Below are 18,112 nucleotides of genomic sequence, written 5' to 3'. Positions count from 1 at the left end.
CCCGCTCACCTTCCCGTCGCATCCCGAGGCCGCCGTGCTCGATGACCTGATCGCCGGCCTGCGGCCCGGCGACGACACCCCGGCGTTGCTGGGCCGCCGCCGGGTCTCCCGGGGAGACGTCGCTCACCTGCTTTCCCGGTACGCCGGCGCGCTGCACGCCCACGGCCTGCGTCCCGGCGACACGCTCGGCATCGCCGTCCGCCCGGGTGCCCGGGCGCTGGCGGTGCTGCTCGCGGCGTACCGGAACGGTCTGCGCGTCGCCGTGCTGGACCCGTCGGCCGGGCCGGACGTCCTGCGCGCCCGCCTCGGGCTGGCCAAGCCCGCGCTGATCGTCGCGGACGCGGCCGCGCAGGCGGTCGCCACCTGGGCCGCGCCGCTCGCCCGCCGGGCCGGCCTGGCCCTGCCCGACCTGACCGAGCTCGCCCCGACGGTCACCGTCGGCCGCCGCCTGCCCGGCTCGGCGCCCGCGCTCGCCGCCGGCGGACCGCCACCCCCGGCCTACGACGGCGACGGCGACGCGGTGGTGATCTTCACGTCCGGGACCACCGCGAGCCCGCGCGCGGTCGTGCACACCCGGTCCGGGCTGGCGACCGGGATGCGCTCCGTCGCCGAGCTGGTCCAGCCACGGGCCGGCGTGCCGATCCTCGGCGGGATGTTCTTCGTGCTGGTCCCGTCGCTGGCCGCGGGCGCGCCGGTGGCCATGCCGTCGCGCCGGGCGCGGACGCTGGGCCGGCAGGTGACCACGCTGCGCCCGCAGGCCACCTATCTGACGCCGCCGCAGCTGCGCGCCGCGCTGGACGCCGGGGTGCCGTTCCACGGCCGCGTCTACAGTGGATCGGCACCGGTCTCCGCCACGCTGCTCAACCGGGTCCGGGCGGCCGGCGCCGACCAGGCCTGGTGCGTCTACGCGCTGACCGAGGTCTTCCCGGCTGCCGCCGTCGAAGCGACCGAGAAAGCCGCGCATACCGGCGACGGCGACCTGGTCGGCGAGCTGCTGCCGGGCGTCCGCGCCGACCTCTCGCCGACCGGCGAGCTGCGGCTGGCCGGGGCCGGGGTGTGCGACCGCTACCTCGGCGCCGACCCGCACCCCTGGGTGTCCACCGGGGACATCGCCCGCCTCGACGGCCGCCGGGTGGTGCTGGCCGGCCGGGCCAAGGACATGATCCTGCGCCGCGCCGAGAACATCTATCCCGGCCTCTACGAGCCGTCCCTGCACGTCCCCGGCGTCGCGCTCGCGGTGCTGGTCGGCGTCCCGGCCGGCGACGGCGACGAGGACGTGGTCGCGATCGTCGAGACCACCCCGGGCGCCGACCCGGCCGCGGTCCGCGCCGCCCTGCGCGAACCGCTGCGCCGAATGGGCGCCGCCCGCCCGGACCGGGTCCTGTTCGCCCCGGTCCCGCTGGCCGGCCGCTCCCGCAAACCGGACCGCGCCGCGGCCGCCCACCTCGCCGCCACCCATGCCGCCTTCGCGGACCCGGCCTCCTCCTGGACGGGCCGATGACCCCGCACCGCGCGGCCCCCGCGCGCCTCACCCATCCGCGGCCCACCTCCGCACGGCCCACCTCCGCGCGCCTCACCCCTCCGCGGCCCGCCTCTGTGCGGCCCACCTCCGCGCGGCCTCTCTCTTCGCGGCTCGCTTGCTCCCGGGTGGGGTCATGACGCCGCTCGCCGTGATCGTTCCCGCGTTCGACGAGGCTGCCTCGATCGGCGCCACGCTGGGTGCCCTCGCCGCCCAGACCGACACCGACTTCACGCTGGTCGTGGTCGACAACGGGTCCACCGACGGCACCGCGGCCGTGGTCCGGGACTTCGCCGCGCCGTTCCCGATCGAGGTGATCACCGAACCGGAACGCGGCGCCGGCACCGCCGCGGACACCGGTTTCCGGTACGCCATCGCGCACGGCGCCACCCTGCTCGCCCGCACCGACGCCGACTGCCGCCCGGCCCCGGACTGGGTGGCCACCGCCCGCCGCCACCTGACCGGCGGAACCGACCTGGCCTGCGGCCGCAGCGTCCCCCGCCGCGACGAGCACCCGTCCTTCGCCGAGCGCCACGTCTTCCCCGCCGTGGTCCGGCTGGCCGCGCTCTACGGCCGGTACCGCAGCGCGCACCGGGCGGCCGGGTACCGCACGCCGTACGTCCTGGTCCACGGCCACAACCTGGCCCTGACCGCGGACCTCTACCGGCGCTGCGGCGGCACCGCCCGGGAACCCCTGGAGGCCGGCTCGGAGGATGTCACCCTGCTCAACCGCGCCCGCCGGCACACCGACCGGATCATCCGCGCCGAGGACATGGTGGTCGAGGCGAGCCTGCGCCGCCTGCGGGCCTGGGGCGCGCGGCGCACGCTGCTCTGGTACTGGGACCGGCGGTGGCGCCCGCCCACGTCCTCGGAGGTGCACGTCCGATGACCCCGATCCCGCAGCCCCCCGGCGAACCGGCCGCCGCACCCCCGTCCGCCACCAGCACCCCGCCTTCGCTGGGGCCCTCCGCCGGCGTCTCTCCTCCGCTGTCCTCCGCCGACACCTCTTCCTCGCTGTCCTCCGCCGGCGCCTCTCCCTCGCTGCCCTCCGCCGGCGCCTCTCCCTCGCGGCCCTCCTCCGCCGGCATGCGGCGGGCCCGGCGGCGTGACCGGCAGGTTTACCTCTCCAGCCATCCCCTGCTGTTCGCCCTGCTCGCCGCCACCCGCCGCACCCCGGTCCGGAAGCTCGGCAGCACCCTCCTGGTCCACTCCCCGGAGGCGTTCCGGGACGGCCTGACCAGGATCCCGCTGGACCGCACGGCGGCCGGCACCACCGGCGGCGCGGCCGGCGACCTGACCGGCGGCGAGTTGCTGTTCAACCAGGACGGCGCCGACCACCGCGGCTCCCGGCGCGGTCTCGCCGACGCGCTCAGCGCCGAAGGCGTCCAGCGCCTCCGTCCGATCTGGACCGAAGTGCTCGACCGCCGTCTCGCGCCCCTGGCCGAAGGCACCCCGATCGACCTGGTCGACGTCACCGCCGAGATGGCCGGCGCCACCGCCGCCGCCCTGCTCGGCACGGACGTCGACCCCCGCGCCCTGGCCGCCGCGGCCCGCTCCGCAGCAGCCGCCGCCGCCCGCGAACACCTGCCCGGCCCACCCCGCCCCGGCGCCCGCCGCGCCGCCCGAACCGCGACCGCCCACCTCACCGACCTGCTCACCCAGCCCTCCACCTGCCCCACCCCGGCGTCCGCTTCCACCGACTCCCCCACCTCGGCGTTCGCTTCTCCCTCCGCCACCGCCTCGGCCTGTGCTTCCGCTTCCGCTCCCGCTCCTGCTTCTGCTTCCGCTTCCGCGGACGGGTCCGCGCTCGCCGCGATGCTCGCCGTCGCCGCGGTCAACACCACCGTGGCCGCCCTGCCCCGGGCCGCGGCCTGGTGCGCCGACGCCGACCTGTGGGCCTACGCCGAGTCCGCCCCGGATGCCCTCACCTCGGAACTCCTCCGGGTCACCGCCCCGACCCCGCTGCTCCCGCGGGTAGCCGCCGCCCCCGGCACACTCGGCTCCTGCCCGGTCGACGCCGGCGACCGGCTGATCCTGGTGGCCCGCCACGCCGTCGACGCGCACCGCACCGACCCGTGCCCCGCCGCCCCGGCCCCACCCCAGGTCGCCCAGCTGGTCTTCGGCGCCGGCTCGCACGCCTGCCCCGGCGCCCGCCTGGCCCGGCTCCAGATCGCCGACGCCCTCCAGGCCCTGGCCCGGCACCGCCCGCGAGTGACCGCCGCCCGGGTCGACCGCCGCAGCGCCCTCCCCGGCTGGTCCCGCCTGATCCTGGCCCCCACCCGATGACCCCCGGACCATGGCGCGGGATGCGGGTCGCGGTCACCGGGGCGAGCGGCTTCTGCGGTTCCGCCGTGGCCCGGGCCGCCGCCGCAGCCGGCGCCCAGGTCATCTGTCTCGGCCGCCGCCCCGGGCCGCTCGGCGAACACCGACCGTGGGACGCCACCCGAACCGTCCCCGACCTCACCGGCGCCGACCTGATCGTGCACCTGGCCGCCGCGGTCGGCGACCCACCGCCCGGACGCGCCGCCGCCGCCCGGTTCCACCAGGTCAACGTGGACGGCACCGCCCGCCTGCTGGAAGCCGCCGGCGACCGCCCGCTGATCTGGGTGAGCAGCGCCAGCGTCTACGCCCCCAGTCCCGCCCCCATCCGGGAGGATCATCCGCGGGGCGGGCTCACCGCGTACGGAAGAACCAAGGCCGCCGGCGAAAGCCTGGCCCTGGCCGCCGGAGCGGTCGTCCTCCGCCCCCGGGCCGTCTACGGGCCCGGCGACCCGCACCTGCTTCCCCGCCTGCGCCGGGCCGTGCGCGGCGGCCGCGTCCTGATGCCCGGCCCAGACATCCAGCTCAGCCTCACCGCCGTCGAAAACCTCGCCGACGCCTGCCTGGCCGCCCGAGCCTGGCCGCCCGGCGCCTACAACATCGCTGACGCCATCCCGTACAGCCGCGACGCCACCATCGCGGCGGTCTGCGGCGTCCCGGTCCGGCACGTCCCCATCCCGGTGACCCGAGCCGCCGCCGCCCTGTCCACCGCACTCTCCCGCCTGACCCGCCAGGAGCCCACCCTTTCCCGGTACGCCCTCGAACAACTGACCGCCCCGGTAGTCCTGGACATCTCCCGAGCCCGCGCCCAGGGCTGGCACCCCACCCGCTCGTTCCCGGACTACCTAGCCACCCACCCCGCCGCTTCCGCCGCCACCCGTACCGCCTGACCCCGAGCCCTGCCTAGCACCCTCTAGTGCATCCTAGGAAGATAGGAACCTCCCCTCGGCGGCCGTTTTCAGGCCCAGCCGATCCTTGCCGCTCATCCGGCCACCACACCCCTCCCGGCGCGCCCGCCGTTGTGGTCGCGACTCGTCCGCCGTTGCCGTGAGGCGGGTGACTCGTGACCGTGCATGACCGCAGCCCCGACCGTCGCCGCCGCCGCAGTCGCCGTCGCGGTCGCGGTCAGCCTCCTCACCACCGCGACCATCACCGCGGCAGCGTCCGCGCCCGTCGCCGTCGCCGTCAGCCTCCTCACCACCGCGACCATCACCGCGGCGCGGCCGCGCCCGTCGCCGCGGCCTTGGCCGCCGCTACGGAACGGTGCAGCCGTCGCGCGGCCGGCGTTCCCCTGAGGTCCCGTGCCGGTTTCGGCCGCTGACGTGACCGTCCTCATAAGACAGACCGGCCCAAAACCCTAAAAGCGCCCCCTTATAAAGGACACGCCAAGTTTCTAAAACCTCGTGGAGTTTCCAAGGCTTGAGACTTCATCAGGAAACATAACGTTCCTTTATTGACACCACCATGCACATCGGCATGATGTTCACCGGCTCCACCCCACACAGGGCGACTTCGTCGAGAAACCGGATCCACCCCACAGGAACCGGCTTCGCCCACGGAGTCGCCGCACCCCCGAAGCCCGCGAGGAGATCCATGATCCCGACGAGCGCCGTGGAACCCTCACCGGCCGCCCGCCGCCGGGGCCGCCCACCGGACCCGCACTCCCGCACCCGCATCCTCTTCGCCGCCGAAGCCCTCCTCGAAGAGGCGGGCTACCTCGGCGTCACCATCGACGAGGTAGCCAGCCGGGCCGGCGTCTCGAAGAAGACCGTCTACCGCTTCTGGCCACACAAACCCGCCTTGATCAGCGACCTGATCGTGGAACACTCCCGGATCACCCCGGTCCCGGACACCGGCGACACCCGCGCCGAGCTGGCCGCCCTCTTCGAGATGATCATCGAATACCTGACCGCCGGGCACGGTCGCACGATGACCTTGCTGGTCGCCGCCACCCACGACGACCCGGGCACCCTCACCCGTCTCCGCGAACAGGTCCTCACCCCACGCCGCGACATCGCCCGCAACGTCCTCCAGCGCGGCATCGCCCGCGGCGACCTCCCGGCCGACATCGACATCGACGCCCTGCTGGACCTGTGGCACGGCCTGGTCGCCTACCGCCTCAGCGGCCGCCCCGCCGCCCTGCACCGCCACACCGTCAACCAGCTCGTCGACCTGGCCCTGACCGGCCACGTCCCCCGCCTCCCCCAAACCTGACCGGCCCGCCCGGCGATCCCCCCGTCGCCGGGCTTCCCGAGCCCCAACCCCCATAGGCCAATGGACGCCGAAGTGCCGCCGCACCTGGAAGCCGCAACCCGTCGGGACAAGATGCCGGATCCGCTCGTCCCCTGAGCCGCGCATCGCCGAGGGTGGAGGAATCTCCCAGACCCGCGCAGCCCGAGGAACATCCGCCGGGCCACCCGCCCCGAGCCCAAGCAGCGTCGACCGACCGAGGGCTGTGCCGGGGCCGCTCGGAACCGAGCCGGAGCGGCACCGATCGGCGAGGGATCTGCCGCGCCCATCGGACCCGAGTTGCCGCGTCGCCGATCGGAAACGGCCGGATAACGGCAAGGTTGCAGATCCCCCGGCCGCCAGTGTGGCGAGCGCGGCGTAGCGCCCCGGCAAAACGGCATCTTCTACCCTGAACCGGTCCGCGAAAACGGACAGAAGCCACCTCATACCGCCACCGAGCGATGGCGCAGGGTAACCCGCATCACGGTGTCAACGTCGTTGACATGGGTCGTCAACGGTGTTGACACTACGGCGGTAACCATCGCTGTCCGAAAGCGTTCAGTCATGCCAAGTCCGTCCGGACGGCTCGCCCGCCCACCCGCGTGGAACGCGACCGTGCCCCGCCAGCTCCTCTGGTTCATGCTGGTCGGCGCACTGAGCACGGTCCTGCAGACGATCGTTTACGTCTCCGTCCGCGAGGTGGTCGCCGCCACCTGGGCAAGCTGGCTGGCGCTGCTGGTGGTCACCCCGGTCAACACCGAGGCCCACCGCCGCATCACCTTCAACGTCACCACCTCCGCGATCGCCCGCCTGCACTGGGAAGCCGGCCTCACCTCGGTCGTCGTCTACCTAGCCAACCTGGCCGCGTCCCCGTGGTTCGCCGCCATCGCCGGCCCGCACCCCTCCGCCCTCACCGAGTCCCTGATCCTGGCCCTGACCGGCAGCCTGGTAGGCGGCGCCCGCTACCTCATCCTCCGAAGCTGGGTCTTCGCCGCGCGCCGCCACACCCCCGCCACCCCAGCACCGGCCCTGGCCGAGATCCCGGGTGCAGCCGAAGCCGGCGCGACCCTCACGACCGCACCCGAAGCCGGCGTGACCGCCGTCGCGACCGAAGCCTGCGTGACCGCCGTCGCGACCGAAGCCGGCGTGACCACCACCGCCGCGACCGAAGCGACCGTCACGACACCACCTGATCGCCGCAACGCGGTCAGCCGCCGCCCGCGTCGCTTCCGCCCGAACAGCGCCCCGGCAACCGCCGCCACCGAGCCCAAGCCGCAATGGGCAAGCTCGGCGGAACCGGGGACCACGGGTGAGCCGTTCTCCCCGACGACCTTCCCGGCCTTCCCGACCACCGGCAACATCAGCGCCGCCCTCGCCTGCCTCGGCACGCTGGCCCCGATCCCCACCGCCCGGCTCTGCACCAGCCACGGCAACACCGGCGTCCTCAACCAACGCCCACCGGGCCGCCTCCGCACCTGGCACCGCAACCGCCGCCAGCACCTCACCGCCCGCAGCTAACTCGGCTCCAAGCCCCCACCAGCACCTCCAGCGGTGAGTCCACCCGGCGGCGGGATGGCCTGGACCGCTCTCTCCGGTGGCCATTGAGCGCGCCTCACGGTCCGGCCAGAACCAGCCGGTACCGGGCCGGCGGCCGGCGAAAGCCGCGCGCCTCGTCCACTTCCGCAAACCGCGGCAGCCCCGGTGAGCAGGCAGGTTCGGGCGGGGAGGGCCATGCGGAGGTATCAAGCCGGACGGCCTTCGCATGGCCCTCCCCGCCCGAACCGTCCCCCTCGCGCTCGGCCCGCAGCGGCCGTCAGCCGGCGGACGGGGGCGGGTCCTCGCAGGTGAGCAGACGCTGGATGGCGTCGCCGTAGAGGGAGATCACGGCGTCGTGGTCGGCCTGGGCGAGGACCGGATCGCCGACCAGCCAGCAGGCGTTGATCAGGCCGGCGAACTGGGCGGCGGCCAAGCGGGCCCGGAGTTCCGGCCGGGCGCCGCCGATGCGCTCGGCGAGCGGGCCGACGAAGACATCGTGCATGGAGGCTCGGAGGCGTTCTTTGATCTCCGGGCGGTCGGAGGCGCTCAGCAACGCCCGGTAGACGCCGGCGACCGGGCTGCCGGCGCCGTTCAGGACGTAACGGACCAGCTCGCGGCCGATCGACTCGAGCGGGCCGGTCAGGATCCCGGTGAGGTCGCCGGAGACCGAGACGGTGGCGAGGAACAGCCCTTCCTTGGATCCGAAGTGCCGGATCACCAGTGCCGGATCGCACCCGGCCGCCGCCGCGATGGCCCGGACCGTGGTGGCGCCGTACCCGTCCCGGACGAACAAGTCGCCGGCCGCTCGACGGATCGCGTCCCGAGGCGGGAGGTTCTGCGCTGGCACGAGATCAATCTTATGGCCGGATCCACAACTGCCCACCGGCCCCATCGGCACTCTTCCCCGAGCCCTCCGGCCCGGTCAGAATCGGTCACGGCCAGCGCGCACCTGGAAAGAGGCGGGTGGGCCGACCCGGGAGAGGCGAGCGGGCCATCCGGGAAATACCGGCGGCCGGCCGCCGGAGCGAATCCCCACGTCCGTGAGGCGGCGGCCGACCGCCGGAGCGGCTACCGAGCGGGCCTGCGGCGTCCACCCGGCACAACGGAACAAAGGTCGGCGTAGACGCGGACACAACCATGTCCGGCGGCGGAAGGCAACCACCCACGCCCGGCCGTTTCGCGCCACGTCGCGAGACACGCGCGGAGCGAGGGAACGACCAGCCGAGTGGAACGGCCGGTCCCACCGAGCCTGGCGCGGAGCCCAGCGGGACCGGCCGAGTATCAGTGCCCGGCCCCGCGCCGCCGCCGGGTCAGGAACAACGCCCCCAGACCGACCACGATCAACGACACCCCGCCGAGCCCGACCGCCGCCACGTTCGCCCCGGTGAGGGCGAGGCCGGCGACGGAGGGCGTACCCGAATCGGGGGTGCCTCCGGCGACGAGCGGACCGGAGGTCGCGTCGCGGCCCGCAGCCGGATCGGCCGGCGAGGTGTGCTGGGCGACGGCCCGCGGAGCCGACCGGTGGCCGGGAGCGCCGGCGGAGGAATCCGGACCCTCGGAGGAGGGCGACGAACCGGGAGCAGAGGAGTCGGACGGCGAATCAGAATCGGACACCTGCTGACGCGGCACCGAAGCCCCCACCCGGCTCGGCGCGGTAGCCGCCACCGACAGATACCCGATCGCCGCGTCCAGCAGATGCGCCGCCCCCACCCTCACCTCGACCCGCAGCGAAGCCACCGAGGCCGAAGCCGACGCCCCTGCGACCCGCTGGACCGGCTCACCGAGCGACAACCGCACCGCCAGCGGGGCGGCCGGCCGATTCTCGGCGAGCCGCCCGAGCACGCTGAACGAGACGCTGGTGTGGTCCCCGTCCAGCCCGGTCACCGCCCCGTCCGCCGAGCTGACCGAGAGCGCGGCCGGCCGGTAGCTGACCGTGGAGTGCTTCTCGTCGCCGCCGGCCACCACCTCCAGCGTCGGCTGGGTGAGCACCTTCGCGGTGATCTGCTGCGGGGTCCCGCCGAAGAGGGTCAGGTCGCTGAGCGCCAGCCCGGCCCCGGACCGCACGCCGACCCGCCCGCCCCCGAGCGTGACCAGGTCGGTGGCGCTCTGCGTGGAGCCGGTCGGCCCGATCTTGAGCAGGCTGGTCCGGGCGCTGACCGTCCGGAGAGCCGGTACGGCGCCGCCCCCGCCGAGCACGCTGAGCCCCTCCACCATGGTGGCCGCCCGGGTCAGCGGACCGATTCCGCCGCACCGGTACTTGGCGTCCCAGCTCGCCGCGGCGGTGGCCTTGCCGAGCTCGGCCCCGGCCAGCCCGCCCGCGGTCAGCGCGGCGAGCGCGACGGTGACCGGACCGGGCCGCTGGCCGGGGGCGACGTGGGTGGCTTCGGCGTCGCGCAGCGGCAGGCCGGGCAGGCGCATGCCGAGCAGCCGGCCGTCGGCGTAGCCGGCCGTGGCCCGGGTCTTGCCGAGCCGCCGGCCGGTGTCGACGTCGCTGTGCGCCGGGGCGAGCCGGACGTCGGCGAGGGCCGGCAGGCCGGGGGCGAGCGGTCCCGGGTCGAGCACGGTGATCTTCGCGAGGTCGGCCTGGGAGGTGGCGCTGAACGACCCGAGGGTGCAGGCGGCGCTGCCGGCCGCGGCGGGTGTCGCGGGCACCGTCAGGGCCGCGAGGGCGGCGGCGGTGGCGGCGCTGAGGGAGTGAGGGCGGCCGAGCGGCATGAAGCGTCCTTACCGGTGGAGAGAAACTGTCCGACCTTTCATCGGACGCCCGCTCTGTCCGGCTACGGCCGCTTCCGCACTCCCGCGCCATCCGGTGATACCGGCAAATGCTGCTATTTACCGTCTTGGACCGATTTGTCGCCGGACGACCGGGCCACGTTCGGGTCGTCGTCGAGCGCCGGATTCTCCCCCTTCACCAGCGACCCCTCTTCCGGCGTCCCGCCTTCCGCCGACACCGCCAGCTCCGGGAACTTCGCGTCGAACGCCGGCCGCTCCGACCGGATCCGCGGCATCCGGTCGAAGTTCCGCAGCGGCGGCGGGCACGAGGTGGCCCACTCCAGCGAGTTCCCGTGCCCCCACGGGTCGTCCACGGTCACCGGCTGCCCCGCCCGGTACGACTTCCACACGTTGTAGAGGAACGGCAGCGTCGCCGCCCCGAGGATGAACGAGCCGATCGTCGACCAGGTGTTCAGCGTGGTGAACCCGTCGGTGGACAGGTAGTCGGCGTAGCGCCGGGGCATCCCCTCGGTGCCCAGCCAGTGCTGCACCAGGAAGGTCATGTGGAAGCCGATGAAGGTCAGCCAGAAATGCACCTTGCCGAGCCGGTCGTCGAGCATCCGCCCGAACATCTTCGGGAACCAGAAGTAGATCCCGGAGAAGACGGCGAACACGATCGTCCCGAACAGCACGTAGTGGAAGTGCGCCACCACGAAGTACGAGTCGTGCACGTGGAAGTCGACCGGCGGCGACGCCAGCAGCACCCCGGTCAGCCCGCCGAGCAGGAACGTCACCATGAACCCGAGCGCGAACATCATCGGCGTCTCGAAGGAGATCTGCCCGCGCCACATGGTGCCGATCCAGACGAAGAACTTCATCCCGGTGGGCACCGCGATCAGGTAGCTGAGCAGGCTGAAGAACGGGAGCAGCACCTGCCCGGTGGCGAACATGTGGTGCGCCCACACGCTCATCGACAGCCCGGAGATCAGCAGCGTGGCGGCGACCAGCGGCTTGTAGCCGAACACCGGCTTGCGGCTGAACACCGGGATCACCTCGGTGATGATCCCGAAGAACGGCAGCGCCACCACGTAGACCTCGGGATGGCCGAAGAACCAGAACAGGTGCTGCCAGAGCATCGGCCCGCCGGTGTTCACGTTGAACACCTGCGCGTTCAGGATCCGGTCGGCGGCCAGCGCGAACAGCGTCGCCGCCAGGAACGGGAAGACCAGCGCCACCAGCAGGCTGGTGAGCAGGATGTTCCACGTCATGATCGGCATCCGGAACATGGTCATCCCGGGCGCGCGCAGGCAGAGGATCGTGGTGATCATGTTGACCGCGCCGAGGATGGTGCCGAGCCCGGACAGCGCCAGGCCGACCACCCACATGTTGCCGCCGATGCCGGGCGAGTGCACCCCGCCGCTGAGCGGCACGTAGGCGGTCCAGCCGTAGTCGGCGGCGCCGCCGGGTGTCGCGAACGCGGCCACCGCGATCGTCCCGCCGAACAGGTACAGCCAGTAGGCGAACGCGTTCAGCCGGGGGAACGCCACGTCCGGCGCGCCGATCTGGATCGGCACCACGAAGTTCGCGAAGGCGAACAGGATCGGCGTCGCGAACAGCAGCAGCATGATCGTGCCGTGCATGGTGAACAGCTGGTTGTACTGCTCCGGCGAGACCACCTGCATCCCCGGCCGGGCCAGCTCGGCGCGCATCAGCAGCGCCATGAACCCGCCCACGACGAAGAACCCGAAGGCGGTGACCATGTACATGATGCCGATCTGCTTGGCATCGGTGGTGCGGATGGTCCGGGCCAGCCACGACCCGCGCACCGACCGGCGGACCGGATGCGGCCGGGTCTGGACGGGACGTGGTGCGGTGGTCGTCATTCAGGCCTCCTGCGAGGACGCACTCGAACTGTTCGTACTCCCCGCAAATCGCCTTGCCAACCCGCGCCACACCCCTCGTTTCCGGTCAACCCCGCCGAGAAGCACCATCCGCACATCCCGGCAGACCGCGCCGGCTCACCCCGTCACCCCACCCCCAAGATCAACCCCCGTTTGCCGTACGCCCTGGGCACAGTCCCGTGGCTCGACCCCCACGCCGCCGCGTCAGCCGCCGGCCGCCCCGGCCCCGGTCCAGTCCGGCGGGTCGGTGGGATGCAGCCGCGGATCCCCGACCGGGAACGTCCGCACCGGCCCCGGCCCGGTCAGCGGCCCCTCGAACCGCACCGTCACCAGCCCGAGCCCACTCCCCCAGACCCAGCCGACCCCGTGCTCGTCGTGCCGCACGTCCTGCCCGGTCCGCCACACCGGCGGCGGCCCCTCCAAGGCGCCTCCGGTGGTCGCGCCCCTCTCCGAATCAGCCGGCCGCTCCCCGTCCACCGCCGGTCTCAGGTCGACCGCGGCCGCCGCCGTGGCCCCCGCCCCGCCGCTCACCGCGCCCGGCTCCGCCACCGGGAACTCGGCCGGCCCGGCGAGCGTCGCGGCGAACTCCGGGAACGCGCCGGCGAACAGGTCGTCCTGGGCGAAGTCGGCCAGCGTCGACACCCCGACCCCGAGCAGCCGGATCCCGCCCGACGTGTCCACCTCGGCCAGCAGCCGCCGGGCCAGCTGCGCCACCAGCCGCCCGTCGTCGGTCGGCTGGTCCCGGGTGACCGCCCGGGTCACCGTGGTGAAGTCGTGGTGGCGCACCTTGATGTTCACCGTGCGGCCGGTCAGCCCGCCGGCCCGCAACCGCCCGGCCACCCGCGCGGACAGCAGGTCCAGCTCCCGGTTGAGCCGCACCGGATCGGTCAGGTCGACGTCGAACGTCTCCTCCGCCGACACCGACTTGGCCTCCCGCTCGCTCACCACCGGCCGGTCGTCCTGTGCCCGGGCCAGCCGGAACAGCCCGTGCCCGTGCGCCGTCCCGAACCAGTCGATCAGGTCGTCCAGCGGCACCCGGGCCAGGTCGCCGACGGTGCGCACGCCGGAGCGGTGCAGCCGCTGCTCGGTGGCCGGGCCGACGCCGCCCAGCCGTTTCACCGGGAGCGGGTGCAGCACGGCCAGCTCCTGCCCGGCCGGCACCACCGTGAGCCCGTCCGGCTTGTGCAGGTCGGAACCGATTTTCGCCAGCAGCTTGGAGGAGGCGGCGCCGATCGAGCCGGTCACCCCGCCGGTGGCCGCGGCGATCTCCGCCTTGATCCGCCGGGCCAGCCCGGTCACCCCGGCGGTGCTCAGGTCGTGGCCGGTGACCGCCAGGTCGACGTAGGCCTCGTCGATGCTGACCTGCTCGACCAGCGGCGACACCTCGCCGAGCAGGCGCATCACCACCTCGCTGGTCCGCTTGTACGCCGCGAAGCGGGGCGTCAGGTAGGCGGTGCCGGGCGGCGAGCGGCGGCGCGCCTGGGACATCGGCATCGCCGAGTGCACGCCGAAGGCGCGCGCCTCGTACGACGCGGTGGCGACCACGCCCCGGCCGGCCAGCCCACCGACCACCACGGGTTTTCCGCGCAGGGAGACCTTGTCGCGCTGCTCGACCGCGGCGAACATCGCATCCAGGTCCACGTGCAGAATGCTCGGATCCCCCCTCACGAACCGCAGCCTACGCAGCGGGTACGACAAGTTAAGGAGACTGGCGATGCGGGACGCCGGATTGGTTCGTCAGTCGACCGTCTACCGGGCCGGCACGCTGGGCCGCCGCCCGGTGGTGCCGACCGACTTCGCCGAGCTGGAGCGCCGCGCGCGCCGCGCCAGCAGCGCCGAGGCCTGGGCCTACGTGGCCGGCGGCGCGGGCGAGGGGCGGACCATGCGGCGCAACCGGGCGGCCTTCGACCGGTGGGCGATCGTGCCCCGGATGGCGGCCGGCGCGGTCGACCGGGACCTGTCCACCGAGGTGCTCGGCACCCGGCTGACCAGCCCGCTGCTGCTCGCCCCGGTCGGTGCCGGCGCGCTGATGGGCAAGGACTCGGACCTGGCGATCGCCACCGGGGCGGCCGCGACCGGGACCCCGTACGTCTTCTCCAACCAGGGCTGCAACCCGATGGAGGAGTGCGCGGCCGCGATGGGCGACACGCCGCGCTGGTTCCAGCTCTACTGGAGCAAGGACGAGCGGCTGGTGGACAGCCTGATCGCGCGGGCCGAGGCGATCGGCGCCGGCGCGCTGGTGGTCACCCTGGACACCACGGTGCTGGGCTGGCGGCCGCAGGACCTGAACCTGGGCTCGCTGCCGTTCGCCAAGGGCCTGGGCATCGCGCAGTACACCTCCGACCCGGTGTTCCAGGAGATCGCCGCGGAGCGGGCCCGGCAGCCGCAGGAGCGGCCGAAGGTGACGCTCGGCGCGATCCGGGCGCTGCTCGCGATGTCCCGCAACCACCCGGGGTCGTTCTGGGCGAACCTGCGGTCGCCGCTGCCCCGGGCCAGCGTCGAGACGTTCCTCGACATCTACTCCAACCCCGGCCTCAGCTGGGAGCACCTGGCCACGCTGAAACGGCGGACCAGCCTTCCGGTCGTACTCAAAGGGATCCTGGATGTCGAGGACGCCCGGCGTGCCTTCGCGATCGGGGTGGACGCGCTGGTGGTGTCGAACCACGGCGGGCGGCAGGTGGACAACGCGGTGGCGTCGCTGGACGCCCTGGTGGAGATCCGGGCGGCGCTCGGGCCGGAGCCGACGCTGCTGCTGGACAGCGGGATCCGCACCGGCGCGGACGTCTTCACCGCGCTCGCCCTGGGCGCCGACGCGGTCCTGCTCGGCCGCCCGCACCTGTACGGCTTCGCGCTGGCCGGCGCGCACGGCGTGGCCGAGGTGATCCGCAACGTGGTCGCCGAGCTGGACCTGACGATGGCCCTGACCGGCGCCCGGGACATCGCCTCGATCACCCGCGAGCTGGTCCGGGAACAGCCCGCCTGACCGGTTACCGACCACCGGCGGCGCCGGCGCGGCGATGAGCGGCGGACGGTCGGGACCGGCGGCTACCGAGCCGTCCCGGGGATCCGGTAGTCCGGGTACGGCTCGGTGTCCGGCTCCACCGTGGGGCCGCCGGCCGCTGTCGCGCGGAGCAGCACGGACGTACCGTCAGCCGCGGTGATCCGCAAGCCGAGCGGCACCTTGCCGCGCTCGCCGACCGGTCCCAGATCGGGCAGCGCGACCAGCTCCCAGGCCCGGAAGCCGGCCGGCCGGGCCGCCTCCAGCAGCCGCGCGGCGAAAGCCGCGGCCCGCATCGCGCGCCGGCTCGGCGGTGGCAGCACCTCCGGCACCGGCATCGCCGTCTCGCCCGGCCAGACCGCACCCCACAGGTACGCCTCCGACCCGGTCACGTAGCGGATCCGCAGCCCGGCCGGCGACGGCCCGCCGGGCACACCGTCCGCGCCGAACCGGGCCACCTCGGCGATCTCCGGATGGCCGCCGGCGATGTGGAGTTCCTGGAGGACGTCGAGCACCTGGGCGAGCTGCACGACAGCACTCAACCCGGGATCCGGCCCGGCCCGGCGTCCGGAGTGTGCGACCTTGGCGGAACGGCTGACCCCTAAGGGTGGCCACCCGGGTTCATGCTGAGCGGGTGCGCTTCCTCCTCAATGTCCTGTGGTTCATCTTCGGCGGCGGTTTCCTGCTCGCCATCGGCTACGGCTTCGCGGCCCTGATCTGCTTCGTCCTGATCATCACCATCCCGTTCGGCGTCGCCGCGGGCCGCCTGGCGCTCTACTCGCTCTGGCCGTTCGGCCGCACCGTGGTGTCCCGCCCGGGCGCCGGGGTCGGCTCCGGCCTGGCGAACATCCTCTGGGTGGTCCTGTTCGGCTGGTGGATCGCGCTGGCGCACCTGACCGCCGGCATCGCGCTGTGCGTGACGATCATCGGCATCCCGTTCGGGATCGCCAACTTCAAGCTGGTCCCCGTGGCGTTCTGGCCGCTCGGCCGGGAGATCGTCGACGTGGACTGAGCGGCACCCCTTCCCGGAGCACGGACAGGAGCTGAGATGGAAATCAACGGCATCTTCACCGGCATCGTCTTCGGCCTGATCATCGGCGCGCTGGGCCGCCTGGTGGTGCCCGGCAAGCAGAGCATCCCGATCTGGGCCACCCTGCTGGTCGGCGTGGTGGCCGGGATCCTCGGCACGTTCCTCGCGGCGCTCTTCGGCGTCGACGAGACGCCGGGCATCGACTGGATCGAGCTGGGCCTGCAGGTCGGCCTGGCCGCGGCCGGGGTGGCGCTGGTCTCCGGCGCCGGCGCCCGGCGCAAGATCGGATAATCGCTCGCCTGAGAGACGGCGCGGCGCGGGCGCGGTAGGTTCACGGTCATGGCCCGCGTACGCGCCGCACTCTACCTGGACTTCGACAACGTGTTCAGCGGACTGATCAAGCAGGACCCGGACGTGGCGATCCAGTTCGCCAAGGACCCGGCCTCGTGGTTGGTCCGGCTGACCACGTCGCTGACCGTGGACGGCCCCCGTCGCTGGCTGATCCTGCGCTGCTACATGAACCCGGGCGGCTGGGTGCCCAACCCGGACACCGGCGCCACCCAGCAGCGGCTGTACTACTCGCAGTTCCGCCCGTTCTTCGTGAACGCCGGCTTCGAGGTGATCGACTGCCCGCGGCTGACCCACACCAAGAACGCCGCGGACATCCGGATGGTGGTCGACGCGGTCGACGCGCTCGCCGACCCGGTGTCGTTCGAGGAGTTCGTGATCGCGTCCGGCGACTCCGACATGACGCCGCTGCTGGTCCGGCTGCGCCGGGCCGACCGGCGGACCACGATCGTCTCGCCGTCGGACGCGGCCGAGGCGTTCACCGCGGTCGCCGACCGGCTGATCACCAGCCAGGAGCTGCTCGAACTGGTGCAGGGCGAGCCGGTGGAGAGCGACGAGGCGCCGGTGTCCCCCGGCGACCCGGCCACCCCGGTCTCCTACGAGCAGTTCCGTGACCTGGTCACCTGGCGCTACACCGCGGCGACCGGCCCGCTCAACCTGGCCTCGCTCGCCCACGACCTGCGCCGGCAGCTCGGCCCGAGCGTCGACGAGACCAACTGGTTCGGCAACGGCGGGTTCGTCCGCGCCCTGGAGAGCCTGGCCCTGCCCAGCGCGAAATTCTCCAACCACTTCGTCTGGGACGCGGCCCGGCACGAGCCCCCCGAATCCGGGATCAGCACCGGCCCCGCGCCGGAGCCGGTCGGCCGCCTCTGCGCGCTGCTCAGCCTGCCCCGCCTGCCCCGCGAGATGTGGCCGCCGGTCTACCAGTCGCTCGCCGAGTACGCCGCCGGCCACCACTTCAACCTCACCGAGGCGACCCGCTGGGCCCGCGACCAGCTGGCCGCGCAGGGCGTCGACGTGAGCCGCAGCGCCATCGCCTTCGTCACCCGGGGCACCGCGTTCGGCGGCGCGCCGCTCTACCGCCAGCCGCCACCCGCGGCCGCCGAGATCGCCTCCGCCTTCGCCGACAACGTGCTGAACCGCGCCGAGGCCGCCGCCATCGCCCTCAGCGACGAGGAGACAGCCGAGGTCCGCTCCTGGCTCGGCGCCGCCTGAAACCCCTTTCCGGTACGCCCGGAGCGCCCCGCCCGTCGCCCACCCCCGCAAGCCCCGCCCCGCCCATCCCGCCCGCGCCTCCCCACGCAAGCCCCGCCGCGGCCATCGCGCCCGCGCCTCCCCACGCGAGGCTCGCCTTGGTCAGGGCCGTGACGCGGTCCCGCTGCCGGCTGGTTCTCCAGGGTGTCTCGGGGTGCCCGAGACACCCTGGAGAGCCAGCCGAGACCCGCAGGCGCGCCCGCGGCCCGGACCCGCGCCGACCTCGCGGCACCCCCGGAGCCGGAGCCGGAGCGATCCGGCCACTT

The 18,112-nt window shown here is 73.9% G+C and carries 16 protein-coding genes; 11 read left to right on the top strand and 5 right to left on the bottom strand.

What is annotated here, in order from left to right; all coding sequences use genetic code 11:
• Positions 1–34: 34 nt before the first annotated feature.
• The 7 genes from BJY16_RS17620 (at position 35) to BJY16_RS17590 (ending at position 7,585) form a co-directional block, all read left to right on the top strand.
• Positions 35–1,501: a class I adenylate-forming enzyme family protein gene (locus BJY16_RS17620; RefSeq protein WP_185040499.1), complete on the top strand. Its 1,467-nt coding sequence runs from the start codon at positions 35–37 to the stop codon at positions 1,499–1,501.
• 154 nt (positions 1,502–1,655) lie between these two features.
• On the top strand, positions 1,656–2,408 hold the full coding sequence (locus tag BJY16_RS17615) for a glycosyltransferase family 2 protein (RefSeq protein ID WP_185040498.1): 753 nt from the start codon (positions 1,656–1,658) through the stop codon (positions 2,406–2,408).
• Positions 2,405–3,805 (top strand): cytochrome P450 family protein, encoded by a 1,401-nt coding sequence (locus BJY16_RS17610; RefSeq protein WP_239177512.1) that lies wholly within the window; start codon positions 2,405–2,407, stop codon positions 3,803–3,805. Before BJY16_RS17615 ends, BJY16_RS17610 begins: the two co-directional genes overlap by 4 nt.
• A 20-nt stretch (positions 3,806–3,825) precedes the next feature.
• Complete coding sequence (locus tag BJY16_RS17605; RefSeq protein WP_203759055.1) at positions 3,826–4,728, top strand: NAD-dependent epimerase/dehydratase family protein; 903 nt, start codon at positions 3,826–3,828, stop codon at positions 4,726–4,728.
• Between the two features lie 183 nt (positions 4,729–4,911).
• Positions 4,912–5,133: a hypothetical protein gene (locus BJY16_RS17600; RefSeq protein WP_185040496.1), complete on the top strand. Its 222-nt coding sequence runs from the start codon at positions 4,912–4,914 to the stop codon at positions 5,131–5,133.
• Between the two features lie 298 nt (positions 5,134–5,431).
• Entirely contained in the window at positions 5,432–6,052 is a 621-nt protein-coding gene (locus tag BJY16_RS17595) for a TetR/AcrR family transcriptional regulator (protein WP_185040495.1), read from the top strand.
• A 579-nt stretch (positions 6,053–6,631) separates the two neighbouring features.
• On the top strand, positions 6,632–7,585 hold the full coding sequence (locus BJY16_RS17590; RefSeq protein ID WP_185040494.1) for a GtrA family protein: 954 nt from the start codon (positions 6,632–6,634) through the stop codon (positions 7,583–7,585).
• Between the two features lie 295 nt (positions 7,586–7,880).
• On the opposite strand, the gene BJY16_RS17585 is transcribed toward BJY16_RS17590, so the two are convergent.
• The 4 genes from BJY16_RS17585 to BJY16_RS17570 form a co-directional block, all read right to left on the bottom strand.
• Positions 7,881–8,450, bottom strand: a complete 570-nt coding sequence (locus tag BJY16_RS17585) for a TetR/AcrR family transcriptional regulator (protein WP_185040493.1) — start codon at positions 8,448–8,450, stop codon at positions 7,881–7,883.
• A 434-nt stretch (positions 8,451–8,884) separates the two neighbouring features.
• Entirely contained in the window at positions 8,885–10,318 is a 1,434-nt protein-coding gene (locus BJY16_RS17580) for a hypothetical protein (protein WP_185040492.1), read from the bottom strand.
• 113 nt (positions 10,319–10,431) lie between these two features.
• The gene (gene ctaD / locus BJY16_RS17575) at positions 10,432–12,198 is read right to left on the bottom strand and encodes an aa3-type cytochrome oxidase subunit I (protein WP_239177510.1); all 1,767 of its coding nucleotides are present in this window, start codon (positions 12,196–12,198) and stop codon (positions 10,432–10,434) included.
• A 222-nt stretch (positions 12,199–12,420) separates the two neighbouring features.
• Positions 12,421–13,884: a DNA polymerase IV gene (locus BJY16_RS17570; protein ID WP_185040491.1), complete on the bottom strand. Its 1,464-nt coding sequence runs from the start codon at positions 13,882–13,884 to the stop codon at positions 12,421–12,423.
• 46 nt (positions 13,885–13,930) lie between these two features.
• Here BJY16_RS17570 and BJY16_RS17565 point away from each other — a divergent pair, with 46 nt between their 5' ends.
• Positions 13,931–15,199, top strand: a complete 1,269-nt coding sequence (locus BJY16_RS17565; protein ID WP_185040490.1) for an alpha-hydroxy-acid oxidizing protein — start codon at positions 13,931–13,933, stop codon at positions 15,197–15,199.
• Positions 15,200–15,261: 62 nt separating this feature from the next.
• On the opposite strand, the gene BJY16_RS17560 is transcribed toward BJY16_RS17565, so the two are convergent.
• On the bottom strand, positions 15,262–15,756 hold the full coding sequence (locus BJY16_RS17560; RefSeq protein WP_221501988.1) for a hypothetical protein: 495 nt from the start codon (positions 15,754–15,756) through the stop codon (positions 15,262–15,264).
• A 92-nt stretch (positions 15,757–15,848) separates the two neighbouring features.
• Here BJY16_RS17560 and BJY16_RS17555 point away from each other — a divergent pair, with 92 nt between their 5' ends.
• The 3 genes from BJY16_RS17555 to BJY16_RS17545 are packed head-to-tail and all read left to right on the top strand — an operon-like array spanning position 15,849 to position 17,807.
• Positions 15,849–16,226 (top strand): YccF domain-containing protein, encoded by a 378-nt coding sequence (locus BJY16_RS17555; protein WP_239177508.1) that lies wholly within the window; start codon positions 15,849–15,851, stop codon positions 16,224–16,226.
• 36 nt (positions 16,227–16,262) lie between these two features.
• The gene (locus tag BJY16_RS17550) at positions 16,263–16,535 is read left to right on the top strand and encodes a GlsB/YeaQ/YmgE family stress response membrane protein (RefSeq protein WP_185040488.1); all 273 of its coding nucleotides are present in this window, start codon (positions 16,263–16,265) and stop codon (positions 16,533–16,535) included.
• 48 nt (positions 16,536–16,583) lie between these two features.
• Positions 16,584–17,807: an NYN domain-containing protein gene (locus tag BJY16_RS17545; RefSeq protein ID WP_185040487.1), complete on the top strand. Its 1,224-nt coding sequence runs from the start codon at positions 16,584–16,586 to the stop codon at positions 17,805–17,807.
• Positions 17,808–18,112 lie beyond the last annotated feature (305 nt).

It is taken from the genome of Actinoplanes octamycinicus, from assembly GCF_014205225.1.
Classification (GTDB): Bacteria; Actinomycetota; Actinomycetes; order Mycobacteriales; family Micromonosporaceae; genus Actinoplanes; species Actinoplanes octamycinicus.
This window is presented reverse-complemented; position numbering and strand designations above follow the sequence as displayed.

Coding starts and splice junctions, on each gene's coding strand:
- ctaD (WP_239177510.1), bottom strand. CDS start 12,198: ATGACGACCACCGCACCACGTCCCGTCCAGACCCGGCCGCATCCGGTC.
- BJY16_RS17610 (WP_239177512.1), top strand. CDS start 2,405: ATGACCCCGATCCCGCAGCCCCCCGGCGAACCGGCCGCCGCACCCCCG.
- BJY16_RS17550 (WP_185040488.1), top strand. CDS start 16,263: ATGGAAATCAACGGCATCTTCACCGGCATCGTCTTCGGCCTGATCATC.
- BJY16_RS17545 (WP_185040487.1), top strand. CDS start 16,584: ATGGCCCGCGTACGCGCCGCACTCTACCTGGACTTCGACAACGTGTTC.
- BJY16_RS17580 (WP_185040492.1), bottom strand. CDS start 10,318: ATGCCGCTCGGCCGCCCTCACTCCCTCAGCGCCGCCACCGCCGCCGCC.
- BJY16_RS17600 (WP_185040496.1), top strand. CDS start 4,912: ATGACCGCAGCCCCGACCGTCGCCGCCGCCGCAGTCGCCGTCGCGGTC.
- BJY16_RS17595 (WP_185040495.1), top strand. CDS start 5,432: ATGATCCCGACGAGCGCCGTGGAACCCTCACCGGCCGCCCGCCGCCGG.
- BJY16_RS17590 (WP_185040494.1), top strand. CDS start 6,632: ATGCCAAGTCCGTCCGGACGGCTCGCCCGCCCACCCGCGTGGAACGCG.
- BJY16_RS17605 (WP_203759055.1), top strand. CDS start 3,826: ATGCGGGTCGCGGTCACCGGGGCGAGCGGCTTCTGCGGTTCCGCCGTG.
- BJY16_RS17565 (WP_185040490.1), top strand. CDS start 13,931: ATGCGGGACGCCGGATTGGTTCGTCAGTCGACCGTCTACCGGGCCGGC.
- BJY16_RS17615 (WP_185040498.1), top strand. CDS start 1,656: ATGACGCCGCTCGCCGTGATCGTTCCCGCGTTCGACGAGGCTGCCTCG.